20 protein-coding genes and 1 tRNA gene are annotated in these 26,251 nt (G+C 62.4%); 9 read left to right on the top strand and 12 right to left on the bottom strand.

All coding sequences use genetic code 11. The annotated features are described in order from the left end of the window. Positions 1 to 9: 9 nt before the first annotated feature. Complete coding sequence (locus tag M5B98_RS01810) at positions 10 to 1,167, bottom strand: MexC family multidrug efflux RND transporter periplasmic adaptor subunit (RefSeq protein WP_248741582.1); 1,158 nt, start codon at positions 1,165 to 1,167, stop codon at positions 10 to 12. Between the two features lie 118 nt (positions 1,168 to 1,285). Between M5B98_RS01810 and M5B98_RS01805 the strand changes: the two genes are divergently transcribed. Further along, positions 1,286 to 1,852 (top strand): TetR/AcrR family transcriptional regulator, encoded by a 567-nt coding sequence (locus M5B98_RS01805; protein WP_248741581.1) that lies wholly within the window; start codon positions 1,286 to 1,288, stop codon positions 1,850 to 1,852. On the opposite strand, the gene M5B98_RS01800 is transcribed toward M5B98_RS01805, so the two are convergent. Then, a complete protein-coding gene (locus M5B98_RS01800; RefSeq protein ID WP_248741580.1) occupies positions 1,853 to 2,464 on the bottom strand; it encodes a dTMP kinase in 612 nt (203 codons plus the stop codon). Positions 2,465 to 2,612: 148 nt separating this feature from the next. On the opposite strand from M5B98_RS01800, the gene M5B98_RS01795 reads away from it, so the two are divergent. The 3 genes from M5B98_RS01795 (at position 2,613) to M5B98_RS01785 (ending at position 7,793) form a co-directional block, all read left to right on the top strand. Then, positions 2,613 to 3,746, top strand: a complete 1,134-nt coding sequence (locus M5B98_RS01795; protein WP_248741579.1) for an aminotransferase class V-fold PLP-dependent enzyme — start codon at positions 2,613 to 2,615, stop codon at positions 3,744 to 3,746. A gap of 271 nt (positions 3,747 to 4,017) precedes the next feature. Continuing rightward, positions 4,018 to 6,423: a glucose/quinate/shikimate family membrane-bound PQQ-dependent dehydrogenase gene (locus tag M5B98_RS01790; protein WP_248741578.1), complete on the top strand. Its 2,406-nt coding sequence runs from the start codon at positions 4,018 to 4,020 to the stop codon at positions 6,421 to 6,423. 83 nt (positions 6,424 to 6,506) lie between these two features. Further along, positions 6,507 to 7,793: a carbohydrate porin gene (locus M5B98_RS01785; RefSeq protein WP_248741577.1), complete on the top strand. Its 1,287-nt coding sequence runs from the start codon at positions 6,507 to 6,509 to the stop codon at positions 7,791 to 7,793. 11 nt (positions 7,794 to 7,804) lie between these two features. Here the strand turns inward: M5B98_RS01785 and M5B98_RS01780 are convergent, their stop codons facing one another. Together M5B98_RS01780 and M5B98_RS01775 are read right to left on the bottom strand one after the other, a co-directional pair. Beyond that, positions 7,805 to 8,485 (bottom strand): DUF3313 domain-containing protein, encoded by a 681-nt coding sequence (locus M5B98_RS01780; RefSeq protein ID WP_248741576.1) that lies wholly within the window; start codon positions 8,483 to 8,485, stop codon positions 7,805 to 7,807. Further along, positions 8,485 to 8,811 (bottom strand): hypothetical protein, encoded by a 327-nt coding sequence (locus tag M5B98_RS01775; protein WP_248741575.1) that lies wholly within the window; start codon positions 8,809 to 8,811, stop codon positions 8,485 to 8,487. The genes M5B98_RS01780 and M5B98_RS01775 overlap by 1 nt, the downstream gene beginning before the upstream one ends. Before the next feature lie 146 nt (positions 8,812 to 8,957). Here M5B98_RS01775 and M5B98_RS01770 point away from each other — a divergent pair, with 146 nt between their 5' ends. The 3 genes from M5B98_RS01770 (at position 8,958) to M5B98_RS01760 (ending at position 12,389) form a co-directional block, all read left to right on the top strand. Next, on the top strand, positions 8,958 to 9,683 hold the full coding sequence (locus tag M5B98_RS01770; protein WP_134826812.1) for a response regulator: 726 nt from the start codon (positions 8,958 to 8,960) through the stop codon (positions 9,681 to 9,683). Then, entirely contained in the window at positions 9,680 to 11,014 is a 1,335-nt protein-coding gene (locus tag M5B98_RS01765; RefSeq protein WP_248741574.1) for an ATP-binding protein, read from the top strand. The genes M5B98_RS01770 and M5B98_RS01765 overlap by 4 nt, the downstream gene beginning before the upstream one ends. Before the next feature lie 79 nt (positions 11,015 to 11,093). Then, a complete protein-coding gene (locus M5B98_RS01760) occupies positions 11,094 to 12,389 on the top strand; it encodes an OprD family porin (protein WP_248741573.1) in 1,296 nt (431 codons plus the stop codon). Between the two features lie 9 nt (positions 12,390 to 12,398). On the opposite strand, the gene M5B98_RS01755 is transcribed toward M5B98_RS01760, so the two are convergent. From M5B98_RS01755 to fdnG, 7 genes are all read right to left on the bottom strand, one after another. Further along, positions 12,399 to 12,494 (bottom strand) — tRNA-Sec (locus M5B98_RS01755). Between the two features lie 6 nt (positions 12,495 to 12,500). Continuing rightward, complete coding sequence (gene selB, locus M5B98_RS01750; protein WP_248742154.1) at positions 12,501 to 14,420, bottom strand: selenocysteine-specific translation elongation factor; 1,920 nt, start codon at positions 14,418 to 14,420, stop codon at positions 12,501 to 12,503. Continuing rightward, a complete protein-coding gene (selA, locus tag M5B98_RS01745) occupies positions 14,417 to 15,823 on the bottom strand; it encodes an L-seryl-tRNA(Sec) selenium transferase (RefSeq protein WP_248741572.1) in 1,407 nt (468 codons plus the stop codon). Before selA ends, selB begins: the two co-directional genes overlap by 4 nt. A 48-nt stretch (positions 15,824 to 15,871) precedes the next feature. Then, positions 15,872 to 16,798 carry a formate dehydrogenase accessory protein FdhE gene (gene fdhE, locus M5B98_RS01740; RefSeq protein ID WP_248741571.1) on the bottom strand — a complete coding sequence of 309 codons (927 nt, stop codon included), beginning with the start codon at positions 16,796 to 16,798 and terminating at the stop codon, positions 15,872 to 15,874. Between the two features lie 3 nt (positions 16,799 to 16,801). Beyond that, positions 16,802 to 17,455, bottom strand: a complete 654-nt coding sequence (locus tag M5B98_RS01735; protein WP_248741570.1) for a formate dehydrogenase subunit gamma — start codon at positions 17,453 to 17,455, stop codon at positions 16,802 to 16,804. Then, positions 17,452 to 18,387, bottom strand: coding sequence for a formate dehydrogenase subunit beta (gene fdxH, locus M5B98_RS01730; protein ID WP_248741569.1), 936 nt, complete (start codon positions 18,385 to 18,387; stop codon positions 17,452 to 17,454). Before fdxH ends, M5B98_RS01735 begins: the two co-directional genes overlap by 4 nt. A gap of 14 nt (positions 18,388 to 18,401) precedes the next feature. After that, positions 18,402 to 21,467, bottom strand: coding sequence for a formate dehydrogenase-N subunit alpha (gene fdnG, locus M5B98_RS01725; protein ID WP_248741568.1), 3,066 nt, complete (start codon positions 21,465 to 21,467; stop codon positions 18,402 to 18,404). A 219-nt stretch (positions 21,468 to 21,686) separates the two neighbouring features. Here fdnG and M5B98_RS01720 point away from each other — a divergent pair, with 219 nt between their 5' ends. Continuing rightward, positions 21,687 to 22,841: a MalY/PatB family protein gene (locus M5B98_RS01720; RefSeq protein WP_248741567.1), complete on the top strand. Its 1,155-nt coding sequence runs from the start codon at positions 21,687 to 21,689 to the stop codon at positions 22,839 to 22,841. 141 nt (positions 22,842 to 22,982) lie between these two features. Further along, positions 22,983 to 24,326, top strand: a complete 1,344-nt coding sequence (locus M5B98_RS01715) for a cation:proton antiporter (protein WP_248741566.1) — start codon at positions 22,983 to 22,985, stop codon at positions 24,324 to 24,326. Positions 24,327 to 24,328: 2 nt separating this feature from the next. Here the strand turns inward: M5B98_RS01715 and M5B98_RS01710 are convergent, their stop codons facing one another. Continuing rightward, entirely contained in the window at positions 24,329 to 26,248 is a 1,920-nt protein-coding gene (locus M5B98_RS01710) for a PAS domain-containing sensor histidine kinase (protein ID WP_248741565.1), read from the bottom strand. Between the last annotated feature and the right edge of the window lie 3 nt (positions 26,249 to 26,251).

Here is a 26,251-nt window from a genome sequence, read left to right as displayed (position 1 = left end):
ACGGCGCCCTTATTGTTTCGACTCGGACGACTGAGCCACGGCCTGAGACTGCCCCGGTACGACCTTGGCCCCCGGTTGCAGTCCGGCAAGACCACCGACGATCACTTGATCGCCCGCCTTCAAGCCCTCGCTGATCTGCCAGCGCGAACCCTGCATGGCGCCGGTGACCACACTGCGCGCTTCGACCCGCTCGTCTGCGCCGACCACCATCACCTGGGCAGTGCCATCGCTACCCCGCTGCACTGAGCGTTGCGGCACGAGAATGGCCTGGCTGTCGGTGCCCTGTGGCGTACGCACGCGCACATACATGCCCGGCAACAGCACGCCGTCGGTATTGGCGAATTTGCCGCGTAACGACACCTGACCGGTGCCGCGATCCACGGCGACATCGGTAAACATCAGCGCACCCTGACGCTCGTAGTTGGTGCCGTCGACGCGAATCGACAGTGCCTTGTTGTCGTCGGCGGAGAGCTTTCCGTCCTTGAGCGATTCGCGCAGACGCAGCGCGTCGGCAGCCGATTGGGTGAAGTCGACGTAGACCGGATCCAGTTGCTGAATCCGCGCCATCAACGTCGCGTCCCCCTGCCCGACCAAGGCGCCTTCGGTGACCAGCGCACGGCCGACGCGGCCGGAAATCGGTGCCGTCACCGAGGCATAACCGAGGTTCAACCGAGCGCTTTGCAGATCGGCCTGGGCCGAACGGGTGGCTGCCTGAGCGCTGCGCAGATCCGCCATGGCGCTGTCGAAATCCTGTTGGCTGACCGCTTCGATTTTCACCAGCGGTTCATAACGCTTGACCCGTGCCTGCGCCTCAAGCGCAACGGACTGGGCGCGAGCCAGTTCACCTTCGGCTCGCGACAACGCGGCTTTGAGCGGTGCCGGATCGATCTGGAACAACAGATCCCCGGCCTTCACATCCGCGCCTTCTTCAAAACGCTTCTGCATCACGATGCCCGGCACCCGAGCGCGCACTTCCGCAACGCGCATCGGTTCCACCCTGCCCGGCAGCTCCGACGTCAGTGCCAAAGCCTCGGTCTTCACCGCCACCACTTCTACCGGGCGCGCCATTTCCGCCACCGCCGCTTGTTCACTTGCCGGCCCACACCCGGCCAACGCAATGGCGACTGCCAGCGAACCCGCCATTCCTACCGCACGCAAATTGCCCATAACTCACCCAAGGCTTGATCGAATTTGGCGCGAATGCTACGTTTCAAATCCTAATGAGTCAATATTGTCTCATGTGAGTATTTTGTGAATCTTATATGAACACCGCTCAAGGCCTCAGATGAACTCGATTTCCCATGATGAACAGCTGCTCAAGTCGTTGACCCTGGCCGTGGCCAACCGGCCGCGGGCGACGATGAAGGAACTGGCGCAACAGGCAGGCGTGAGCAAGGCCACCCTGCACCGCTACTGCGGAACACGGGAAAACCTGACGGCCAAACTGGAAGAGCACGCCGAGGGCACGCTGAAGCTGATCATCGACAACGCCGGCCTGCAGCATCTGGAACCGCTGGAGGCGCTGCGTCGATTGATCCGGGAACACCTCGCCCACCGCGAGTTGCTGGCCTTTCTGATGGCGCAATACCGACCCGACTTCCTCGACCTGGAACAGGGTGGCAGGCGCTGGCTGTTTTATCTGGAGGCGCTGGACGGGTTCTTTTTGCGAGGCCAGCAGGCGGGGCTGTTTCGCATCGACATCACTGCGGCGATCTTCACCGAGTTGTTCATATCGTTGGTCTACGGGCTGGTGGATGCCGAACTGCGCGGGCGTGCGGCCCATGCGGATTCGGCGCGGACGCTTGAGCAGATGTTTTTGAATGGGGTGCTGGCTGCTCGGTGTCTTTCTTGATCAGCCAAACAATTTACGGATCTCGGAAACCACCTGCATCGTTGCGTCTTCGATCGTGCCTTCATTTCGGCACAAGACCCAGCCGTGATCGGTAGCCGCTTGCTCGAACATCTCCGTACACGCGACATGCTCCGCGTGCTTCTGGATCACCGTACCGCCCAGTCCTCTGGACCGTGCCTTTGCCCTGGCCCATGAAATATCCGGTGCGGTGACGACGCCGACATGCAGGTCAGGCACCTGCACGTTTCGCTCGATATTCAACCGGAGAATCTCTGCAAACGGGACGGTATGGCGAAACGCGGCATCCGACGGATACCAGCGATCGATCAGGATAATGCTGCCCGGCGGCTGTTCAGTCAGCACGTGCCGGGAGATCCAGCTACGGCTATCAGCAAAGCGCTGACACACAGACCACTCCAGATCCCGGGAGTGATTTCTGGCAAGTTCATTGACGAGGGCCATGGTGGCACCCCGGTGCGGATCGCTTTTTCGCTCGCAAAGCCGGATGACTTTCTTGTTGTCGGCCCTCAGGACTGCCGTCACCGCTTCGAGCAATGTGGTTTTGCCGGTTCCTTTTGGCCCATCCAGAGAAACAAACAACGGACGATTCATTTTTCACACAACGATTGAGGCATTGATGACCACTCTATCCTCATTTCTGCATTTCACTCAGCTCATCCCTGCCCTTTGCCTAAACTTGCTTCCCGATGATGTTCGCCAGACCTTTTGACTGCCAGGGAATCACAGAAGGAGTCACCCCATGTCAAAGCTATACCCGAGTATCGATCCTGAGGGGTTGGTCGAGTACTCCGTGGTCTACACCGACCGCTCGCTCAACCACATGTCGCAGTCATTCCAAGGCGTCATGAGGAACATTTCCAGGACTCTGAAGCAGGTCTACAACGCTGAGGGCGTTGCGGTGGTTCCGGGCAGCGGCACCTTCGGCATGGAAGCGGTGGCACGACAGTTCGCCACCGGCCAGCAATGCCTGGTGATACGCAATGGCTGGTTCAGTTATCGCTGGAGCCAGATCCTTGAGACGGGCAACATCCCGGCGGCGACTACGGTGCTGAAAGCCCGACCGGTCGAAACGGGTCGCCAGGCGGCTTATGCCCCGGCCCCTCTGGACGAAGTCCTGGCAGCCATTCACACGCACAAGCCGCAGATTGTCTTCGCCCCCCACGTTGAAACCTCATCGGGGATTATCCTGCCCGACGATTACCTGCGGGCCGTCGGCGACGCCGTGCATGCGGTGGGTGGCCTGTTCGTGCTGGACTGCATCGCTTCCGGCACGCTTTGGGTTGATATGCACAAATGTGCCGTCGACTTGCTGATCAGTGCACCACAGAAAGGCTGGAGCGCCTCGCCTTGCTGTGCCCTGGTGATGTTCAGTGCCTTGGCCCTCGAACGCATCGAGCACACGCAAAGCAGTAGCTTCGCCTGCGACTTGAAGAAGTGGCTGCAGATCATGCAGGCCTACGAACAGGGCGGACATGCCTACCATGCGACCATGCCCAGTGATTCCCTCGCGCGGTTCAACGACGTAATGAATGAAACCCAAGCCTACGGTTTCGAAAAGGTCCGCGGCGAACAACAGGTTCTGGGTGACCGGGTGCGCGCCATGTTGACCGGCAAAGGCTTCAAAAGCGTGGCCGCCGTCGGCTTTCAGGCCCCGGGCGTCGTGGTGAGCTACACCGATGATGCCGATATCAAAAACGGCAAGAAGTTTGCCAGCCACGGCCTGCAGATCGCCGCCGGGGTGCCGCTGCAATGCGATGAACCGGCTGACTTTCAGACCTTCCGTATCGGTCTGTTCGGACTGGAAAAGCTGCACAACATCGAGCGTACGGTCAGAACGCTTGAGCAGGCACTGGATGAGGTGATGGCTCACTAAGTCCACTTCTCGCCCGTAGCCAATAGCGTTCCCGCCGATCCTGTTCGGCGGGAACCATCAAGCCGCGAACAACCTGTCATAAATTCCATATCTGCTGGCAAAAAACCGACTTTCCCACCGTTTCAATAGTCCCTGAGGACCCGCGAGGACAAGGCCAGCGTCGATTCGTCGCACCATTGAGCGCAAAAAACCCTTTCATTCTGAATTAGTGATTTAACTAGGTAGTTACCTAACGATATACTGCCCGCCTCATTTCAACGGGACATTCAACGTGAAGCAGAGTCAACGCCTCTCGGGCATATCAACATTCATTCTGGTCGGGCTTGGGGTGATCATCGCCCTGCTCGGCCTGGCACTGGCGGCTGGCGGTGTGAAATTGGTCAGTCTGGGAGGCTCCTGGTACTTCCTGGTGGGTGGTCTGGTCATGGCCCTGTCCGGTCTGCTGATCGCTCGCCGCAAACCTGCCGGCGCCTGGCTGTTCGCGGCGTTTCTGGTCGGGACTGCGATCTGGGCAGTGAGCGACGCAGGCCTGGTGTTCTGGCCGGTGTTCTCGCGCCTGTTCATGTTCAGCGCCGTAGGTCTGGCGGTTGCGCTGGTCTACCCGATGCTCAAGCGCGCCAATGGCGGCGTTGCGGGTCGCGGTGCTTACGGCGTTGCCGCTGTTCTGGCGGTTGGACTGGCCGTCGCTGCCGGCAACATGTTCGTGGCGCACCCGACCGTCGCCCCTACCGGCACCGGCCCGGGCCTCACCCCGGTCGAGCCGGAAAAGGCGCAGAAAGACTGGGCGCACTACGGCAATACCGAAGGCGGTAGCCGCTTCGCAGCGCTGGACCAGATCAACCGCAACAACGTCGACAAGTTGAAAGTCGCGTGGACCTACCACACCGGCGACATCGCCGAGAGCGATGGCAATGGCGCCGAAGACCAGCTGACCCCGCTGCAGATCGGCAACAAGGTGTTCATCTGCACCCCGCACAACAACCTGATTGCGCTGGATGCCGACACCGGTAAGGAACTCTGGAAAAACGCGATCAACGCCAAATCCAAAGTCTGGCAGCGTTGCCGTGGCATGGCCTATTTCGATGCCAGCGCAGCCGTCGCCAAACCGGCCAGCTCGCCAGTCACCGAAACTCCGGCCGCCCCTGCCGCCAACTGCACCCGCCGTCTGCTGACCAACACCATTGACGCCCGCCTGATCGCGGTAGATGCCGACACCGGCGAGTTCTGCCAGGGTTTCGGCAACAACGGCCAGGTTGATCTGAAGGCCGGTCTGGGTGATGTGCCGGACAGCTACTACCAACTTTCCTCTGCCCCACTGATGGCTGGCACCACCGTGGTCGTTGGCGGTCGCGTGGCGGACAACGTACAGACCGACATGCCGGGCGGCGTGATCCGTGGTTTCGACGTGATGACCGGTGCGATGCGCTGGGCCTTCGACCCGGGCAACCCGCAGGATAAAAAGGCCCCGGCCAATGGCAAGACCTATGTTCGCAGCACGCCGAACAGCTGGGCGCCGATGTCTTACGACCCGGCAACCAACACGGTCTTCCTGCCGATGGGCAGTTCGTCCACCGACATCTACGGTGTAGAGCGCAACAAACTCGACCACACCTACGGTGCTTCGATCCTGGCGCTGGACGCCAACAGCGGCGAAGAAAAGTGGGTCTACCAGACCGTGCACAACGACCTCTGGGACTTCGACCTGCCGATGCAGCCGAGCCTGATCGACTTCACCAAGGACGGTAAAACCGTACCGGCGCTGGTGATCGGCACCAAGGCCGGGCAAATCTACGTGCTGGATCGCGCCACCGGCAAACCGCTGACCGAAGTCAAAGAAGTACCGGTCAAGGCGTCGAACATTCCGAACGAACCGTACTCGCCAACCCAGCCGAAATCCGTGGGCATGCCGCAGATCGGTGCCCAGCACCTGACCGAGTCGGACATGTGGGGCGCTACCCCGTACGACCAACTGCTGTGCCGGATCGATTTCAAGTCGATGCGCTACGAAGGCCTGTACACCGCGCCGGGCACCGACAAATCCCTGAGCTTCCCGGGTTCGCTGGGCGGCATGAACTGGGGCAGCATCTCCACTGACCCGGTGCACGGTTTCATCTTCGTCAACGACATGCGTCTGGGTCTGTGGATTCAGATGATTCCGTCGCAGAACAAAGGTGAAGCAACCTCCGGTGGCGAAGCGCTGAACACCGGCATGGGCGCCGTTCCGCTGAAAGGCACGCCGTACGCGGTGAACAAGAACCGCTTCCTGTCGGTCGCCGGCATTCCGTGCCAGGCGCCGCCATTCGGCACCCTGACCGCGATCGACATGAAGACCCAGAAAGTCGCCTGGCAAGTGCCGGTCGGCACCGTTGAAGACACCGGTCCACTGGGCATCCGCATGCACCTGCCGATCAAGATCGGTCTGCCGACCCTCGGCGGCACCCTGTCGACTCAAGGTGGTTTGATCTTCATCGCCGGCACCCAGGACTTCTACCTGCGCGCCTACAACAGCGGCAACGGTGAAGAAATCTGGAAAGCCCGTCTGCCGGTCGGCAGTCAGGGCGGCCCGATGACTTACGTGTCGCCGAAAACCGGCAAGCAGTACGTGGTCATCACCGCCGGTGGCGCCCGTCAGTCGACTGATCGTGGCGATTACGTCATGGCGTACGCCCTGCCGTAAACCGCTGCGCCCTCCTTCATTTCACTGCGCGCGGCACCTTCGGGTGTCGCGCCGTTTCATGTTCCTGGCTCTGGATTTCAGCAATGTCATTCGTTGTTCGTTTTTCCCACACTGGCGTTCTGCTCGCTCTCGCCTGCAGCACCGCCCTGCCCGCTTTCGCTGACACCGATTCGAATGTGTTCACCCGCAACACCCTGACCGGCGACTGGGGCGGCCTGCGCCACCAGCTCGACGAAGACGGCGTCAAGTTCACCGGCGACTACACCGGCGAAACCGCCTACAACGCCGACGGTGGCCTGCACCGTTCCGCCCGCTACTCACAAAACATCAAGCTCGGCGCGCAATTTGATCTGAGCAAAATCTATGGCGTGGACAACGCCGGCAAGGTCCAGCTGACCATCAACGACCGTCGCGGCAACAGCGCCTCGGAGGATCTGGTCGGCAACCGTCTGCCGATCCAGGAAAACTACGGCGGGCTCTACACCCGCCTGACCGAACTGAGTTACGAGCGCACGCTGTTCACCCCGGCACTGAACGTCAAACTCGGCTACATGGCCATGGGCAACGACCTCGGCGGCCTCGACAGCGGCATTCTCTGCAACTTCATGAACGCCGGTTTCTGCGGCCATCCGCTGAACATGTCCGGCGGCAGCGGCTGGACCAACTACCCCAACGCGCACTTGGGCGTGCGGGTGAAATACGACCTGTCGCCGGAATGGCAATTGCGCGTGGCCGCGTTCAACGTCGATCCGGAAAGCAACGGCAACTCCAGCCGCGCCTGGCACCTGGGACCGAAACACACCACCGGCACCGTGGTGCCTGTCGAACTGGTCTACAAACATGCGGGCACCCTGCCTGGCGAGTACAAGCTCGGTTATTACTACGACAGCTCCGACGTGAAACGCATCGGCAGCGACAAGGAAGTATCCGGTCGCGGCGGCCATTACCTGCTGATCGATCAGGCGGTGTGGAGCTCGCCAACGTCCGAAGGCCGCAGCCTGCACGCCTTCGGTCAGTACTCGGCGGCCAGCGAAGCGGCTTCGCCGTTCAGCAAGTGGTATGGCGCCGGCGTGGTCCTGTACAAACCGTTCGAAGGCCGCCCGCGTGACACCGTCGCCTTGGGTTACGGCCGCGCCGTGCAGAACCCGCGCAGCCGCGACGTACAGCAAGACGCCGCGCTGGCCAACGGCACGCCGCTCTCCAATATCGACGGCGCCGAACAGCTGATCGAGCTCGGCTACGGTTATCAAGCCACCCCATGGCTGACCCTGCGCCCGAACCTGCAGTACATCATCGAGCCGGGCGCGTTTTCGGGGCAGGACATCGACAATGCACTGGTGGTGGGCCTACAGGTAAAAGCGGCGCTGTGACGTAGCGGTTGTCACCGCGCGGTCACCTTGCGCGCGGCGACACAGGTCTGACTCAGATCGCTGGCCCAGCCGTCGAGCACGCCCTTGACGTTCTCGGCGGTCATCACCTGTTTGTCGTTTTCCAATGGCACGCCCGTGCCCTTGCGCACGACTTTCGCCACCACCTCGCCGGTCGATCCGTCCTCGATCGACACTTCCGTGGCAATCTCACTGTCCTGATCACGAATGCCGGCAGCGGTGCTCACGCCGGCCGCAACCAGCGTGATCGGCAGCCATTCGTAGTACCGCAGGCCCTGGGTGCTGGTGGCGACTTGCGTAATGGCGGGTCGCACGACCAGTGTGTTCGGGCCGGGCCGGGAGGCCAGCGGCAGCGTTTTGCCCAGTTCCTGCCGGAGGGCTGCGTCGTAGTAGCGGGTCACACCGGACAAGGTGCTCTGCGGAATTCGCCCCGTGGGCTGGACCTGCGGATAGAACTGGCTCGGCGCCAGATACACCCGGGTGTAACGCCCAGTCGCCAACGCCGGGCTGACCCAGCTCAGAATCGTCTGCCCCGACGGCGTCTGCTGCTCCTTCAACATGCTGTAGTCGTTGAGAAACCCGGAGTACATTTCCGGTTCGACTTTTTTGCTGCTGCAGGCCGACAGGCTCAAAGTCGCTGCCAACAACAGCACCAGCGAATGACGGTTTCTCATCAATGCGCTTCCCCTGCGGTCTGAATCTGGCCGAACGGGGTGTTTTCAGAACACTCGATGCGCAACTGGCCGTGGGTCATGATCCAGTGGATGAATTCGGTCGTGGGGATGGAGTGGATGTATTCCACCCAATGACTGTCGGCCGGGCTGAAGCGCTCGAAGTAGCGGCGCATGACCAGTTGGCTCTGGTCCGGAACGATCCCCAGGCAGGTTTCCTGGAAGAAGATCGGCGCGTTGAACACGCTGCTAGTGGTGCGCTGGGTCAGGATCAGTGGGCGCACGGCACCATGCCCCTGGTTGGAATAAGCGCTTTTCATATCCTTCATATGAACCCCCTTGGATGGAATGCCGGCAGAGTGCCCGAGGTTTTTTGCCCGAGGATGTCCGGCTGATGTCCGCCCGGAAGGAATGTTGCAGAATTGAAATAAATGACCCCGCGATCGAAATGGTTTTAGATGCCCTCTTTTGATTCATGGATCCTGCAAACGTGAGCAGACTGCTGATCGTCGACGACGACGTGGAAATTCTGTCCCTGCTGAAGAAGTTCTTCGTTCAGCACGCCTACGAAGTCGAAGTGGTAACGGATGGCCAGGCCATGTGGGCGGCCATTGACCGGGCGCGGCCGGACACGATCATTCTCGACCTGATGCTGCCGGGTGAAGGCGGTTTGAGCCTGTGCCAGAAAATCCGCGCGCAGATGGGGATCCCGATCATCATGCTGACGGCCATGGCCGAGCTGAGTGACCGGATTGTCGGTCTGGAACTGGGAGCCGACGATTACCTGACCAAGCCCTTCGCACCCCAGGAATTGCTGGCCCGGGTACGTGCATTGCAACGCCGCGCCGGCGAACACGGCCATCGCACCAGCGAACCGGCACGCCCGGTCATGACCTTCGCCGGTTGGCACCTGGACATTACCTGCCGCGAACTGCGCTCACCCGAGGGCGTGATGATTCCGATGTCCGGCGGGGAATTTGATCTGTTGCTGGTCTTTCTCGAACATCCGCAACGGATCCTGACCCGCGAGCAACTGATCGATCTGACCCACGGCCAGGGTCACGACGCCTTTGATCGCAGCATCGACGTGCAGGTCAGCCGCTTGCGGCGCAAGATCGAACCGGACAGCAAACGCCCCGACCTGATCCGCACCGTGCGCAATGGCGGCTATATGTTCACCGCCAAGGTCAGCCGCTCATGATCGGTCGAATCCTGCCGCGCGATACCCTCAGTCGCCGCATCGCCCTGACGATTGTCGCGGCCATGCTCGCCTCGCTGGCTTTCAATGCCTTGTTCGTGCAGGTGGCGGGCATCTGGGCCCGCCCGCCCATCGAGCGCACCGGCCTTTTGGAACGAATTGCGGCGACCACGCGAGTGATCGAGGCGGCGCCCGCCCCATTGCGCCCGCAGCTGGCGAGCGCCGCCAGCACCCCGATGCTTGAAGTGGTGTGGAATGCACAGCGCGCCTCATTCAATTTCCCCGGGGACGGCGCCGCGGTCGAGACCTCGAAAATTCCGGCGCTGGAGCAATTGCTGGGCAGTCACCGGGAAGTTGAAGTGTTCAACCCCGATGACTGGCCGCCAGGCAGTGCTCAGGCTCACTATGTCGCCCTCATTCCCTTGACCGATGGCAGCTGGCTGTCGTTCACGCCGCCGGAGCGTAGCTGGGGCCTGACCCTGAACGCCCGGATAGCGGTGATTGCCTCACTGGGCCTGATCGCCACGTTGCTGGTTGCCTGGATCGCCACCCGCCAACTGGCCAATCCGCTGCAACGCTTTGCCGGGGCCGCCAGGCGTTTTGGCGTCGACCTGAACGCACCGCCCATCGAGATCGAAGGGCCCCACGAAATCCGCCAGGCCATCATCGCCTTCAACGCGATGCAGGCGCAGATCCAGCATTTCATCGGTGAGCGCACGCATATGCTCGCGTCCATCTCCCATGATTTGCGCGCGCCGTTGACCCGGATGCGCCTGCGCAGCGAGTTCATGGAAGACCTGGATCATCAGCAAAAACTCATTCGCGACATCGAGGAAATGCAATCGATGATCAACGCCGCCCTGGCGTTTTTCCGCGAAGGTACACAGCTCGAGCAACCCACGGCGTTCGATCTGTCGGAACTGCTGCAAACCATTCTCGACGACTACCGCGACCAGCACCTCCTCATCGACTTCAACGGCCCGGCCCACCTGGTCTACGACGGCCGACCGCTGAGCCTGAAGCGGGTGATCGTCAACCTGCTGGAAAACGCCGTGAAATACGGCGAACGCCCACGCATCGCACTCAGCCGCAACGCGCACTCGATCTGCATCGAAGTCTGCGACGAAGGCCCGGGCATTCCCGAAGACGCGCTGCAACGGGTGTTCGACCCGTTCTTCCGCCTCGAAACCTCGCGCAACCGCGAAACCGGCGGCGTCGGGCTCGGCCTCTCGGCGGCCCGGGCGATTGTCCGTGAACAGGGTGGCGAACTGACCTTGAGCAATCGCAAGGGCTCGGGGCTGGTGGCGAGGGTCGATTTGCCGGTTGTCGACTGACTCAGCACATCCGCTCAATCATTCAGAGGCAGCCCGCACGACAATCCGGCGACATTCCACCATCGCCGGTCACTGACACATGAAAGGTTTCTCGCCCTCGGGTATCACGCTGGCCTTGCTGCTGGGCGGCGTCGCCAACACAGCATTGGCCAGCGGTTTTCTGGATGACGCCAAGGGCGAAGTGCTCAGCCGCAATTTCTTCCTGAGCAACGACTATCGCTCGCCCTCGCCTAGCGGCAAGAACTACAAACAGGAATGGGCTCAGGGGTTTATCGGCACTTTCGCATCCGGTTTCACCGATGGAACGATCGGTTTTGGCCTCGATGCGCACGCCTTTTACGGGCTGAAACTGGACGGCGGTCGGGGACATTCCGGCACCGGTCTGTTGCCGGTGGACGGCGACGGTCGCAGCGAGAGCGACTACTCCAGCGCCGGCGGCGCCCTGAAACTGAAGGCCTCGCGCACCACCCTCGCCTTCGGCGAAATGACCGTCGAGACCCCGGTGTTCGACACCTCGGACAAACGTCTGCAACCGGAATACGCCACCGGGTTTCTGCTCAACAGCCGTGAAATCGACAACATCAATCTGGTGGCCGGGCATTTCACCGCATTCAAGAATCAGGACAGCTCATCCGGCCAAGGCGATTTCGAGGGCTACGGCGCCAGTACCCGAGCCGGCGGAATCAGCTTAATCGGCGCAGACCTGTTCAGTGACAGCCCTGTCGGCGGCGCGCTATACGCTTCCGACCTCAGCGAAACCTGGCATCAGTACTACGCCAACCTGCATTTCAAACAGTCCGGCGTGCTGCTCGACGCCAACGTCTACCACACCCGCGACACCGGGCAGGCACTGGCCGGAGAAATCGATAACACCGCGTTCAGCCTCTCGGGCAAATACGCCTTCGGCCCGCACGCGTTGATGCTCGGCTGGCAACGCATCAACGGTGACACACCGTTCGATTTCGTCGGTGGCGACTCGATCTATCTGGCCAACTCGATCAAATACGCCGACTTCAACGGCGCCCACGAGCGCTCGTGGCAGGCCCGCTACGACCTGGATCTGGGTGCGTTCGGCATTCCGGGACTGAACTTCATGACCCGCTACGTTTCCGGCAGCCACATCGACGGCACCCACGCGCCCAAGGGCGGCGCCTATAACCCGTTCGACCCGGACAGCGGCCAGTTCCAGCCGCAACAAGGCGACGGCGGCAAACACTGGGAGCGCGACATCGATCTGCGCTACATCGTCCAGTCCGGTGCGGCAAAGGACCTTTCGGTGCAGCTGTCCCACGTCTCGCACCGGGCCAACAGTGCTCAGGCGGGGGATGATATCGACCGGATCTACGTGGTGATTCAGTACCCGTTGGGCTTCTGAATGCAGAAATGGCGGAAGGCAGCCGGAGTCGAACCTGCCCGGGAACGGATGCCGTCCCCAACCGGGTTTGAAGCCCGGCCGCGCCACCGGGCGCGATTGCCTTCCTTGAACTCAGTCGGCGCCGGGGTTGGCCAGCGCGTTGTCGAAGCGGATCTGCCGACCCTCGCCGAGACGCCGGGTCAGGCCGAGGCGGTCGAAGTATTCGAGGATCTGGATACTGCGTTTGCGTCCCAAGCCTAGCGCATCACGGAACGCCGTGACTTGAATCGGCAGATTTTCTTCACCCAGACGCAGTAGCACCGCCGCCATTTGCCGCAAGGTGATGTCGGTAAAGAACAAGTCCCGCACCACCTGATGCACCACGCCGAGCCGCGCCAGTTTGCGCAGCAACAGCCGGACAGTGGCGTCCTCCTGGCCCACGGTTTTGGCCACGTCGCGTACCCACGGTGGGTCGAAACCGGCCTGCTCGAACAGCGGCTGCAACGCCTGCCAGAGGGTTTCGTCGTCGGCATTCAGGCGCACCTGATGGTCCGGCAGGTGAAGCCACGGGCCGCTGGCGGTGAGTGAACCGGCGCTGCGCAGTTCTTCCAGCAGACTGATGAAGGTCGAATGCTCGATGTTCAATCCGCTGAAGCGCCGCAGACGATCACGGTCCGGGCCCATCTGGTCGGGCTCCAGTTCATGGAAGCGCGCCAGTTGCTCCAGCAAGGTGAACTTGAGAATGCCCCAGCGCTGGGCGTTGAACAGCACCTGGCCCTGACGGGTTTCGATCAGACGGACGTTGTCCGGCAGCGACCAGCCTTCACGCGGACGGTTGAACTGACGCTCCAGGCGCTGCGAATCAATGCCGCTTTCGCTGTACTCCAGCAGCGTTGGCAGCGCTTGTTCGAGGCTGGAGCTGATCGCCAGCGCCCGCAATTGCGCCAGACGCCCGGGGCTGCGCCGTTGCCGGGCCGGGGCGAACGGGTCGAGCAACTGACCGCCGCCGAGCGTGCGCTGGGCACTGGGATCGCGCAGGATCAATCGATCGCCCTTCACGCCGTGAACCGGAACATTGGTCAGCAGTTGCGCGAGCATGCGCTGGCCCGGAAGCAGCCTTGGTCCTTCGAGCAATGCCACGCGGGCGATCACGTCTTGCGTGCCGAGGTGCAGATGCACGGGCTGAAAGTGTTCGAAGGTGCGCGTCTCATCGGGCAGCAGCTGGAAGTCGATATCCAGGCGTTGAGTCGGCGCGAACAGTGTTTCAGCGAGCAGCCAATGCCCGCGATGGATGTGCCCGAGTTCCAGGCGATCAGCGCTAATGTTCAGGGCTACACGCTGGCCGGCAAACGCCAGTTCTGCGGGTTGATTCTGCGCGTGCAGCCCCCTCACCCGCACCGTTTTGCCCGACGGCCCGAGGATCAGCCTGTCGCCCACCGCAACCACTCCCGACAGCGCGGTGCCCGTCACCACAATCCCGGCCCCGGCCACACTGAATGCCCGGTCGATGGCCAGACGAAACCCACCTTCGCGACCCCGCTTCAACACTTCACTCTGTGCCTGCAGCAACGCTTGCCGCAGGGCATCGACGCCTTCACCCGTCACGCTTGAAACCGCGAGCATCGGCGCGCCGGCAAACGGACCGGGCGCCAACAGATGTTCGATTTGCCGGCGAACCTCCACCACCCTGCCCGACTCGACCCGATCACACTTGGTGATCGCCACCAGCGCCCGGGGAATCCCCAGCAACTCGACAATCGCCAGGTGCTCTCGGGTCTGCGGCATCACGCCGTCATCCGCCGCCACAACGAGCAACACCAGATCGATGCCTTGGGCGCCGGCGAGCATGTTGTGGGTGAATTTCTCGTGGCCCGGCACGTCGATGAACCCGGTCAGCCCCGCTCCGGGCGCCAGTTCGGCATAGAGATAACCGAGGTCGATGGTCATGCCCCGCTCGCGCTCCTGCGGGCGTCGGTCGCCGGTTTGTCCGGTCAGGGCCTGAAGCAGCGAAGTCTTGCCGTGGTCGATGTGCCCGGCGGTGCCGACGATCATGTCTGCAACGGCCCCAGTTGCGCGAGCCACGCCGGTTCGTCGTCGAGTTGTCGCAGATCCAGCCACAGCGCGTCATCGTCGAGCCGTCCGAGCACCGGGATCGGCAATTCGCGCAATGCGCTTTGCAGATTCAGCAGCATGCGTCCGCGCAGGCGTTTCGACACTTGAGGGCGGGCACACAGTGCCGCGCTTGGCAGCCGCGCCACCGGTTGGCTGCCGCTGCCGATCATGCCCAGTGTTTTCTCCGCCGTGACCGCCCAGGTTTCACCGAGCACCTTGGCCAATGCCGGTTGCAGGCGTTCGGCCTGAGCCAGAATGTCATCTTGCGGGCGGGTCAACAGGCGCAGGGTCGGCAAGCGCTCGGCCAGCCGATCAGGGTCGCGATAGAGCCCGAGCACCGCTTCCAGCGCTGCCAGCGTCATCTTGTCGACCCGCAAGGCGCGTTTCAGCGGGTTTTTCTTGATCTTCGCGATCAGATCCTTGCGCCCGACAATCACCCCCGCCTGGGGCCCGCCGAGCAGTTTGTCACCGCTGAAGGTGACGATGTCCGCGCCATCGAGTAATGCCTGACGCACCGTCGGCTCCGCCGGCAACCCCCAGCGGGTCAGGTCCAGCAGGCTGCCGCTGCCAAGGTCTTCCAGCAGTGGCAAGCCATGCCGATGGGCCAGCTCCGCCAATTCAGCCGTCGGCACCCGGGCGGTAAAACCCTCGATGCTGTAGTTGCTCGCATGCACGCGCATGATCAAGCCGCTGCGCGGGCTGATCGCCGCTTCGTAATCCCGGGCATGGGTGCGATTGGTGGTGCCGACCTCATGCAGGCGCACACCGGCCCGGGCCATGATGTCGGGGATGCGGAACGCGCCGCCGATTTCGATCAGTTCGCCGCGCGAAATGATGCCTTCCTTGCGCGCGCCGAGGCTGTTGAGGGTCAGCAGCACTGCGGCGGCATTGTTGTTGACCACGGTGACGGCTTCGGCGCCGGTCAGCTCGCGGATCAGGCCTTCGATCAGGTCATCACGGTCACCACGCTTGCCGCTGGCCAGGTCGAACTCCAGATTCAAGGGATAACGCGCTGCCAGTTGCATTGCCTCAATGGCTTCTTCCGGCAGCAGCGCACGGCCCAGATTGGTGTGCAGCACCGTGCCGGTCAGGTTGAACACTCGTCGTACCTGACTGCGTTGTTGCAGCGCCAGACGTTCGGCAATCCTGCCGGCCAGGGCTTCAGGGCTGATCTCGACGGCGGAGAGCTGTCCCGCCACGACCGAGTCGCGCAAGTCGTCGAGCAACTGACGCAACATCGCCAGCAGCGCCTCGCGCCCGTGTCGTTCGGCCACGGGCTGGAAGGCGTTGTGACGCAGCAGACTGTCGATGGATGGCAAACGCTGGGCAACACTGGCAGGCATCAGACGCTCCGGATAAAAAGCCGTTGCGCCAGAGTGTAGACGCTCTGCTTATTCGTCTCCGGGTGCCAGCAACAGATTCGGTGCCAGCCGCTGATAGCCGTCCTGGGCCAGGCGCATGTCCAGCAGCAGACTGCTCAGGTCCGCCGACAAGGCTTCGGCCTCGGCATCGTTTTCCAGATACAGCAGTTTCAGGTAACTGTTGCAACTCGGACAGACTTCGGCGCGCAACGGCGCCTGATTGGCGGCGTGGCGATCGTCTTCCAGACTCAGGTATTCCAGGCCCTTGCTCTGCTCGCAGTACACGCATTTGACCCGCACCACATGCCATTCGCAGGCGCACAGCGAACACACCAGATAACGCAAGCCGTTGTGCTTGCCGCGATGGCGGATCACCCCGGCCATCGCCGGCGAACCACAGGCCGGGCACTGGCCGAGGCTGTTGCCGGGCGCCAGTTGCAGGTGCGGCGCGCTGAGCAGCCAGTGGCTCCAGGCCGTTTGCAGCGCCGCGCCAAGAAACGGCACCAGCGCCGCCGGCACCAGCGAATACTGGCCGCTGACCAGCGCCACCGCCCAGGCCCGCAACTGACCGGAGCTGGCAACCCGCAACGACGTGACCGCATCGGCGACGGCGGGTTGTTCCGGTGCACCGTAGCGTTGCAGCAAGGCATCGAGATACGCCTGCCAGCCGTCCTCGCGAATCAGGGTGTCAGCGGCGAACGGCGGCATGCCGTGCTGCCGGCAGACCTCAAGGCGTTGCTCATCAATCGGGGCGTTGGAAGGCGGATCGTCGAGGACTTGCTGCTGTACGCGGCACAGTCCGGCGATCAGACGCAGGTAGTCGGCCAGCGGATGGCCGATCGCCAAGAGTTCCAGACGTTCGGCGCGCAGCGTGAACAGGTTGTGCGGCGGCAAGTGCAGAAACGGCGGCGCACTGGCCGCCGCTTCGATTTCCCCGGGTTCAAGAATGGTTGGCAAGTGTCAGCCCTTTTTGGTGACCGGTCGCTCCGGCGGATCCTGGGATTCCACTTCGCGATACCAGAGTGCGTGATGTTTTTTCGCCCAGGCGCGGCTGACCCAACCATGCAGCATCGCGTCTACCGAGCCTTTGATCCAGATGCCGGCATAGATGTGCACGATGATGCTGAGGATCAGCACAAACCCGGCCAGGGCGTGCAGCAACATCGCCCAGCGAATCGTGGTGATGCCGAAGTACTGACTGAAGTACGCGCGCCAGATCACCAGCCCCGTGAACAACAGTCCGAGCATGCACAGCAGTAAAGTCCAGAACAGCATCTTCTGCCCGGCGTTGTATTTGCCCACCGGCGGCACGGTCTCTTCGTCGTTGACCAGCACCCGGTCGATGCGCCGCAGCCACTTCCAGTCGTTGTCGATAAAGAAGTTCGAGCGCCAGAAACGGAACACCAGGCCGAGGAAGAACACGAACATCAGCACGCCCATGAACGGGTGCAGAATCCGCGTCCACGGCCCGCCACCGAACAGATTGGTCAGCCAGAACATCGACGGATGAAACAGTGCCAGCCCCGAAAGCCCGGCCATGAAGAACAGAATCGCCACCAGCCAGTGGTTGGTGCGCTGGTTGGCGGTGTAGCGCAGGATCGTCTTGTTGCTCATGGCCGGTCCTCCCCGCGTGGATCGAAGGTGTGCACCGCCGGGTCGACCACGTGGACCGAGGTGTCGGGCGGTTCCGGATTGTCATCCTCTTCGGTGCGGTTCGGGCCGATCCGCACATAGTGGAAGAACCCGGCCAGCACCGCCGCGCCCATGGCCAGCAGGCCCAGGGGTTTGCTGATGCCTTTCCACAGGCCCACCAGCGGGCTGATCGCCGGATTTTCCGGTAACCCGGCGTAGATCTTCGGCGTGTCGGCGTGGTGCAACACGTACATGACGTGGGTGCCGCCGACGCCTTCCGGATCGTAGAGACCGGCGTTGTCGAAGCCACGGCTCTTGAGATCAACGATGCGTTCGGCGGCATGGGTTTTCATGTCTTCCTTGCTGCCGAAGACAATCGCCCCGGTCGGGCAGGTTTTCACGCAGGCCGGCTCCAGCCCAACGGCCACGCGATCCGAACACAAGGTGCATTTGTAGGCCTTGTGGTCTTTCTGCGAGATGCGTGGAATGTTGAACGGGCAACCGGTGATGCAATAACCGCAGCCGATGCAGTGGTCCTGATCGAAATCGACGATGCCGTTGGCGTGCTTGATGATCGCCCCGGGGCTCGGGCACGCCGCCAGACAACCGGGCTCGGCGCAATGCATGCAGCCGTCCTTGCGGATCAGCCATTCGAGGTTGCCGGCGTCGGTTTCGTGCTCGGTGAAGCGCATCAGCGTCCACGACTCCGCGCTCAGATCCTGCGGGTTGTCGTAGGTGCCGTGGTTGTGGCCGACCTCGTCGCGCAGCTCGTTCCATTCCGAGCACGCGACCTGACAGGCCTTGCAGCCGATGCATTTGGTGGTATCGATCAGCTTGGCGACTTCCTCCTGATTACGCACCGAGGGTGCCGGGGTCGTGGTGGCCGAGCGGGCGATGATGTCTTGGCTGGCCATCTAAAGATTCTCCATCAGAGCTTCTCCACGTTGACCAGGAATGACTTGGATTCCGGGGTCTGGGTATTGCCATCGCCGAGGAACGGCACCAGGGTGTTGGTCAGATAGCCGTGACGCGTCAGGCCGGTGAAACCCCAGTGCAGCGGGATGCCGATCTGATGCACGACCTGGCCGTTGACCTGCAACGGCCGGATCCTTTTGGTCACCACCGCTACCGCCTCAATGAACCCGCGCTTACAGCTGACCCGCACCCGGTCACCGGCAGCGATGCCCTTCTCTTTCGCCAGCACTTCGCCGATTTCCACGAACTGCTCCGGTTGGGCAATCGCGTTCAATCGACAGTGTTTGCTCCAGAAGTGGAAATGCTCGGTCAGCCGGTAACTGGTGGCGGCGTACGGGTAGTCTTTGGCCACGCCGAGGCTGTCCCACACCGAATCGAAGATCCGCGCCGCCGGGTTGCTGGTGGCTTTCTTGTTTTCGGGGTGCAGCGGGTTGATGCCGATCGGCGTTTCGAACGGCTCGTAGTGCTCGGGGAATGGCCCTTCGTTCATCTTGTCGACGGCGAAGAACCGCGCCACGCCTTCGGGGTTCATGATGAACGGGTTCATCCCGGCTTCCGGCGGCACGTCGGCCTTGTAGTCCGGCACGTCGGTGCCGCCCCAGGCCTTGCCGTTCCACCACACCAGGCGTTTTTTCGGGTCCCAGGGTTTGCCCTGCATGTCCGCCGAAGCGCGGTTGTAGAGAATCCGCCGATTGGCCGGCCAGGCCCACGCCCAGCCCTGGTGCTGATGCATGCCATACGGATCGGCATTGTCGCGCCGGGCCATCTGGTTGCCAGCCTCGGTCCAGCTGCCGCAGAAGATCCAGCAGCCAGAGGCGGTGCTGCCGTCATCCTTGAGCTGGGCGAAGGCGGCCAGTTGCGAATTGCCCTTGATCGCCGCGCCCGTGGCGTCGGTGAAGTCGGTGGTGGCGTAGCCGTTGACCTCCTTGGCGATTTCTTCCGGCGACGGTTCTTCCGGAACCTTGTACGGCCAGGAGAGTTTGAGGATCGGATCGGGATAAGCGCCGCCCTCGGTCTGATAACGCTGACGCAGGCGCATGAACAGCTCGGTCATGATCCGCACGTCGGTGCGGGACTCGCCGGGGCCGTCGGCGCCTTTCCAGTGCCATTGCAGCCAGCGACTGCTGTTGACCAGCGAGCCGTCCTCTTCGGCAAAGCAGGTGGTGGGCAGGCGAATGACTTCGGTCTGGATGTCGGCGCTTTTCACATCGTTGTAAGGCCCGACGTTTTCCCAGAACTGCGAGGTTTCGGTAGCCAGCGGGTCCATCACCACCAGCCATTTCAGTTTGGCGAGAGCAGCCATCACCCGGTTCTTGTCCGGCAGCGCGGCAATCGGGTTGAAGCCCTGGCACATGTAGCCGTTGACCTTGCCCTGCCCCATCAGGTCGAACACCTTGAGGATGTCGTAGTTGGGAATGTCGAGTTTCGGCAGGTAGTCGTAGGCCCACTGATTTTCGGCAGTCGCGTTGGCGCCGTACCAGGCTTTCATGAGGCTGACGTGGAACTTGCTGTAGTTCTGCCAGTAGGACAGTTGCCCCGGGCGCAACGGCAATTGCGTGCGTTTCTTGATGTAGCCGCTGTAGTCCTGTTCGGCATCCATCGGCAGAGTCAGGTAACCCGGCAACGAGTTCGACAGCAACCCGAGGTCGGTCAGGCCCTGAATGTTCGAGTGCCCGCGCAAGGCGTTGACCCCGCCGCCGGGCATGCCGACGTTGCCCAGCAACAGTTGCACCATCGCTGCACTGCGGATGATCTGCGAACCGATCGAGTGCTGGGTCCAGCCCAATGCGTAAAGGATGGTCATGGTCTTGCCCGGTTGCGAGCAAGTGGCGATTTCCTCCCAGATTTTCTTCATCGCATCGACCGGCATGCCGCAGATCTGGCTCGCCAGGTCGATGTTGTAGCGGCTGTAATGCTGCTTCATCAGCTGATAGACGCAGCGCGGGTCCTGCAGGGTCGGGTCGACCTTGGCAAAGCCGTCCTCGCCCAGCTCGTAACCCCAGCTAGATTTTTCGGTATAGGTGCGTTTGGCCGCGTCGTAACCAGTGAACAGCCCGTCCTCGAAGCCGAACCCGGCTTTGACGATGAACGACACGTCGGTGTAGTTGCGTACGTATTCGTGCTGGATCTTGTCCTCGGTCAGCAGGTAATTGATCAGCCCGCCCATGAACGCGATGTCGCTGCCGGTGCGGATCGGCGCGTAGTAATCGGCCACGGAGGCGGTCCGGGTGAATCTCGGGTCGACCACAATCAGCCGCGCGGCGTTGTGCGCCTTGGCTTCGGTCACCCATTTGAAGCCGCATGGATGCGCTTCAGCGGAGTTGCCGCCCATCACCAGGATCAGATTCGCGTTGGCGATATCGGTCCACGTGTTGGTCATGGCTCCACGGCCGTACGTCGGGGCAAGACTTGCCACCGTCGGGCCGTGTCAGACACGCGCCTGGTTATCGAACCCCAGCATGCCGAGACTGCGCACCACCTTATGGGTGATGTAACCCGCTTCGTTGGACGCCGCCGACGCTGCGAGGAACCCGGTGGTCAGCCAGCGGTTCACCGTCTGCCCCTGGGCGTTCTTCTCGACGAAATTGGCGTCACGGTCGGCCTTCATCAGGTCGGCGACGCGGTCGAGGGCTTCATCCCAGGTGATCCGGGTCCATTCGCTGCTGCCGGGCTTGCGCACCTGCGGGTACTGCAGGCGGCCCGGGCTGTGAATGAAGTCCAGCAGGCCCGCGCCTTTCGGACACAGGGTGCCGCGGTTGACCGGGTGGTCGGCGTCGCCCTCGATATGGATGATGTTTTGCGCAACGTTCTTCGCGGCATCGCCCTGGCTGTACATGATCAAGCCGCAACCGACCGAGCAATACGGGCAGGTGTTGCGGGTTTCATGGGTGTGGGCAAGCTTGAAGTGGCGCACCTGCTCGGCGAAGGCCAGCGTCGGGGCCATGCCCAACGCGCCCAGGCTAGAGCCTGCAAGGCCGATACCGGCGACCTTGAAGAACTGACGACGGCTGAGATCCATCGTGCACTCCTGATCAGGTGGAACCCGGTACTTGAGCCGGGTTTTTTCTGGACAATCACGGTGGCGGCAAGCGAGTGCCGACTTTTTCACTGTAGACAACGTCGCCGCCGTCTGTGTGAAAACCGACCGTCGGCCATTCGTCGGTCACAAGTTCGCGCCCGCAGGGGATGGAGGTTTATCATCGCCGGCACGACCCATCTCCGCCCTCAGAGACCGCGCATGACTTTCGATTTTGATCAGGTATTCGACCGCCACGACACCGGCAGCACCAAGTGGAGCCGCTATGCGGCCGATGTGTTGCCGATGTGGGTCGCTGACATGGATTTCGCGGCACCGCCAGTGGTCATCGAGGCGCTGCAACAGCGTCTGCTGCACCCTTTGGTCGGCTACAGCGTCGCCCAGGACAACTTGCGCGAGGCCATCGTCGCCGACCTCTGGAACAAGTTCGCCTGGCGGGTCAAACCGCAGGAGCTGATCTTCCTGCCGGGCGTCGAATCGGGTTTCAACATGGCGCTCAAGGCGTTGGTTCAGCCACAGCAGAATGTCGTGGTGCAAACCCCGAACTACCCGCCGCTGCGCCATGCACCGGGCCATTGGGGCCTGAACAAGATCGAGCTGGAGTTCAACGCCCAGGCCGACGGCACCTACGCCACGCCGCTGGATGCCTTGCGTGAATCCCTCACCGGTGGCAGCGCCCTGCTGCTGAGCAACCCGCACAACCCGATCGGCAAGGTCTTCGACCGTGAAGAACTGCAAGCGGTGGCCGACATCTGCATGGCGCAGGACGCCTGGATCATCTCCGACGAAATCCACGCCGAACTGTGCTACGACGGTCGCGTGCACATTCCGACCGCGTCCCTGAGCCCGGAAATCGCCCAACGCACCATCACCCTGATGTCGGCGAGCAAGGCCTACAACATTGCCGGCCTCAAGACCTCGTTCATGATCATTCAGGACAGCGCCCTGCGCGAGCGCGTCAACCACGCCCGCTGCGGCATGGTCGACAGCGTCAATCCGCTGGGCATGGAAGCCACCCGCGTGGCTTACAGCGAGGCCGGGCCCTGGCTGAAAGAACTCAAGCAATACCTGCAAGCCAACCGTGACTGGCTGGTGGACGCGGTTCGCAGTCGCCTGCCGGGTGTGACGATCAACGTGCCGCAGGGCACTTATCTGGCGTGGCTAGATTGCTCGGCCCTTGGGCTGGACAATCCGCAGCAGTTCTTCCTTGAGCAGGCCCGCGTCGGACTCAGCCCGGGCATCGATTTCGGTGACCAGAGCCAGCAATTCGTGCGCCTGAACTTCGGTTGCCCGCGTTCGCTGCTGGAAGAAGGCATTGCGCGGATGGAGCGTGCGCTGGTCCAGCGCCAGGCCTGAGTCATCGCGTCAATCACGGCGGGCGCCGTGCAAACCAGCGCCCGCCGCCTCTTCCCCGAGAAAAACTGAACCGTCGCCGCGAGCACCTCTCCATACTTCATGGCCCTGTCGGGTCGCGATGGTCAGGGCGGGCCGCGAACCATGACATTCATTATCTGGGTAACAGTGCTGGGCGCCGTCCTGCTGATGCTGGCGTTGACCTCGTCATACCTGCGCTGGATGCCGGTCACGACGTCGGCCGTGTGCCTGTTGCTCGGCATCGGTATCGGCCCGAGCGGGCTCGACCTGCTGAAACTGCCGCTGGAACATGCCGCCTCATGGATGGAGCACCTGACTGAAGTCGCGGTGCTGTTTTCGCTGTTCGTCTGCGGTTTGAAGTTACGGCTGCCATTGCGCGACAAGCGCTGGCGGATAGCTTTCGGTCTGGCAGGCCCGGTGATGGTGCTGACGATCATCGGCGTCAGCCTGCTGCTGCATTACGCTCTGAAACTGTCGTGGGGGCCATCGTTGCTGATCGCTGCGATTCTGGCCCCCACCGATCCGGTGCTGGCAGCACTGGTGCAGGTCAACGATGCGCGGGATGTCGACAGTGTGCGCTTTGGACTGTCCGGCGAGGCCGGCCTGAACGACGGCGTGGCCTTCCCCTTCGTGATCCTCGGACTGTTACTGCTGCAAGGCGATGGCCTGGCCGCGCAATGGAGCCACTGGGTATTGCGCGATCTGCTCTGGGCGGTCCCCGTCGGTCTGCTCACCGGCTACTGGATGGGCCGCGGCCTGGGTCGGGCCACGCTCGCGTTACAGACGCGCAATGAAGACAGCACTGTCAGCCCGAACGACTATCTGGCACTGGCCTTGATCGCACTGGCTTTTGTGGTGGCCGAGTCCTTGGGCGGCTACGGCTTTCTGTCGGTGTTCGCCGCCGGACTGGGCCTGCGTCAGGAGGAAGTGAAGTCCACCGGCGCCCATCAGCCGCCGGCCGAGCATCTGGTGCAGCCGGTGGTCGGCCACCAGAACGTCGAACCGCAACACGCCGTGCATGGCGACACAGAAGGCCTGGAAGGCAGTCAGGTGGCCGCCGGGATCATGATGGGCGACATGCTCGCTTTCGGTGGTCTGGTGGAACGGGCCATGGAAGTGTTTCTGGTGACCCTGCTCGGCGTGGTGCTGGTCACCCATTGGGACTGGCGGGCGCTGTGGGTCGGCGCGGTGCTGTTCTGTGTCATCCGCCCGGCCTGTGTGGTGTTGATGCCATGGGGATCACTGCTGGTGTGGCGTCAGCGAATGTTGATCGGCTGGTTCGGCATTCGCGGCATCGGCAGCCTGTTCTATCTGTTCTACGCCCTGAATCACGGTTTGGGCGCCACAATGGCCGCGCAGTGTACCGATCTCACCCTTTCAGTCGTGGCCCTGAGCATTTTGCTGCACGGCATCAGCACCCAACCGCTCCTTGCCCGTTACGAACAGCACAAACAAGCTGATGCCTGACCTCACTTCATCGACTGGGCGATGATCTCCACCAGTTGCATCTGATTGAACGGTTTCGACAGCCGTGGCAGTTGCGCCGCAAAACCTTCGAGGCGCTCGGCGTAACCGGTGGCCAGGATGATCGGCAGATCCGGCTTGAGCACGCGCACGGCATGGGCCAGCTGCGCGCCGTTCATTTTCGGCATGGCCATGTCGGTGATCATCAGATCGATCACTTCCCCTTGGTCAAACAACTCCAGTGCCTGCGCACCGGAGGCCGCGCCGATGACCCGATGCCCCAGATCCTCCAGCAACAGGCTGGTGCTGGTGCGCACCAGACTGTCGTCGTCCACCACCAGCACGCTGAGTCGCGGCACCGACGCCATGGACGGCCTCGGGCTCATAGGCTTGGCCGCCATCCCGTCGACGGCGACCGGCAGCCAGAGCTCGGCGCAAGTTCCCTGCCCCTTCACGCTTTTGAGAATGAAACGGCCGCCCAACTGTTCGATGAAACCATGCACCATCGACAACCCCAGCCCGGTGCCCTTGCCCAGGCCTTTGGTGGTGAAGAACGGATCGGTCGCCGAGGCCAGCGTCGCGTCGTCCATGCCTTCACCGGTATCCGTCACGCTCAGGCAGACATAGCGTCCCGCCGCAAGGCTTGACTGACTCTCCTGCAAAAACACTCGCGGTTCGGCGCCGATGACCACGCTGCCGCCCTCGGGCATCGCATCGCGGGCGTTGGTGGCCAGGTTGAGGACCGCCAGTTCGAGCTGGTTGGTGTCGGCCAGCACCGCTTCAAGATCGTCGGGAAACTGCGTTTCGATGCGAATCCCCGGCCCCAGCGAACTGCGCAACAGACCGGTGATGCCTTGCACCAGTTTCGGGATGTCCACCGGTTCGGTCCTGAGTTCCTGGCGTCGGGCGAAGGCCAGCATGCGCTGGGTCAGTGACACGCCGCGCAGCGCGCCCTGGGTGGCGTTTTCCAGTAGCCGACTGACTTTCGGGTCGTCGCCGACGCGTTTACGCACGATCTCGAGGTTACCGAGGATCACGGTCAGCAGATTGTTGAAGTCATGGGCGATACCGCCGCTGAGTTGGCCGATGGCCTGCATCTTCTGCGCCTGGAACAGCGCTTCGCGGGTTTGCTCCAGTGCCAGTTGCGCCTGGTGGGCTTCAGTTACGTCACGGGTGATCTTGGCAAAACCGAGCAACGTGCCGGTTTCGCCGCGAATCGCATCGACCACCACGTGCGCCAGAAACCGCGTGCCGTCCTTGCGCAGACGCCAGCTCTTGTTCTCGAAGCGCCCCTCACGCACGGCGGTTTCCAGCGCCCGTTGCGGCTCCCCGATTTCACGGTCTTCCGGGGTGTAGAACATGGAAAAATGCTTGCCGATCACTTCGTCCGGCGCATAGCCCTTGATCCGTTGCGCGCCGGGGTTCCAGTTGGTCACGCGGCCTTCCGGGCTGAGCATGTAGATCGCGTAGTCGGTAACGCCCTGCACCAGCAGGCGGAACTGCTGTTCGCTTTGCTTGAGGGTTTCCTCGGCCATCTTGCGGTCGGTGAGGTCGCGGGTGATTTTCGCAAAACCGAGCAGTTGCCCGTCCGGGCTGTAGATCGGGTCGATCACCACGTGGCACCAGAAATGCGTGCCATCCTTGCGCACCCGCCAGCCTTCGCCCTCGAAACGGCCTTCACGGATCGCCGTGTCCAGCGCACGCTGCGGCATACCGACGGCGCGGTCTTCATCGGTGTAGAACCGTGAAAAGTGTTCGCCGAGAATCTCGGCTTCCTCATAACCCTTGAAGCGTTTGGCCCCGGAGTTCCAGCTGGTGATGATGCCGGCGGGGTCGATCATGTAGATCGCGTAATCGACCACGGCATCGATCAACAGGCGAAAGCGCATTTCTTCGATCGCAGCGGACTTCTTGTTCTCGCTCATCAG

It is taken from the genome of Pseudomonas sp. MWU12-3088 (assembly GCF_023242405.1).
Taxonomy (GTDB): domain Bacteria; phylum Pseudomonadota; class Gammaproteobacteria; order Pseudomonadales; family Pseudomonadaceae; genus Aquipseudomonas; species Aquipseudomonas kribbensis.
This window is presented reverse-complemented; position numbering and strand designations above follow the sequence as displayed.

Excerpts from the sequence above, each read along its gene's own strand:
- M5B98_RS01810 (WP_248741582.1), bottom strand. The coding sequence starts at position 1,167 with ATGGGCAATTTGCGTGCGGTAGGAATGGCGGGTTCGCTGGCAGTCGCC.
- M5B98_RS01805 (WP_248741581.1), top strand. The coding sequence starts at position 1,286 with ATGAACTCGATTTCCCATGATGAACAGCTGCTCAAGTCGTTGACCCTG.
- M5B98_RS01800 (WP_248741580.1), bottom strand. The coding sequence starts at position 2,464 with ATGAATCGTCCGTTGTTTGTTTCTCTGGATGGGCCAAAAGGAACCGGC.
- M5B98_RS01795 (WP_248741579.1), top strand. The coding sequence starts at position 2,613 with ATGTCAAAGCTATACCCGAGTATCGATCCTGAGGGGTTGGTCGAGTAC.
- M5B98_RS01785 (WP_248741577.1), top strand. The coding sequence starts at position 6,507 with ATGTCATTCGTTGTTCGTTTTTCCCACACTGGCGTTCTGCTCGCTCTC.
- M5B98_RS01780 (WP_248741576.1), bottom strand. The coding sequence starts at position 8,485 with ATGAGAAACCGTCATTCGCTGGTGCTGTTGTTGGCAGCGACTTTGAGC.
- M5B98_RS01775 (WP_248741575.1), bottom strand. The coding sequence starts at position 8,811 with ATGAAGGATATGAAAAGCGCTTATTCCAACCAGGGGCATGGTGCCGTG.
- M5B98_RS01770 (WP_134826812.1), top strand. The coding sequence starts at position 8,958 with ATGGATCCTGCAAACGTGAGCAGACTGCTGATCGTCGACGACGACGTG.
- M5B98_RS01765 (WP_248741574.1), top strand. The coding sequence starts at position 9,680 with ATGATCGGTCGAATCCTGCCGCGCGATACCCTCAGTCGCCGCATCGCC.
- M5B98_RS01760 (WP_248741573.1), top strand. The coding sequence starts at position 11,094 with ATGAAAGGTTTCTCGCCCTCGGGTATCACGCTGGCCTTGCTGCTGGGC.
- selB (WP_248742154.1), bottom strand. The coding sequence starts at position 14,420 with ATGATCGTCGGCACCGCCGGGCACATCGACCACGGCAAGACTTCGCTG.
- selA (WP_248741572.1), bottom strand. The coding sequence starts at position 15,823 with ATGCCTGCCAGTGTTGCCCAGCGTTTGCCATCCATCGACAGTCTGCTG.
- M5B98_RS01735 (WP_248741570.1), bottom strand. The coding sequence starts at position 17,455 with ATGAGCAACAAGACGATCCTGCGCTACACCGCCAACCAGCGCACCAAC.
- fdxH (WP_248741569.1), bottom strand. The coding sequence starts at position 18,387 with ATGGCCAGCCAAGACATCATCGCCCGCTCGGCCACCACGACCCCGGCA.
- M5B98_RS01720 (WP_248741567.1), top strand. The coding sequence starts at position 21,687 with ATGACTTTCGATTTTGATCAGGTATTCGACCGCCACGACACCGGCAGC.
- M5B98_RS01715 (WP_248741566.1), top strand. The coding sequence starts at position 22,983 with ATGACATTCATTATCTGGGTAACAGTGCTGGGCGCCGTCCTGCTGATG.
- M5B98_RS01710 (WP_248741565.1), bottom strand. The coding sequence starts at position 26,248 with ATGAGCGAGAACAAGAAGTCCGCTGCGATCGAAGAAATGCGCTTTCGC.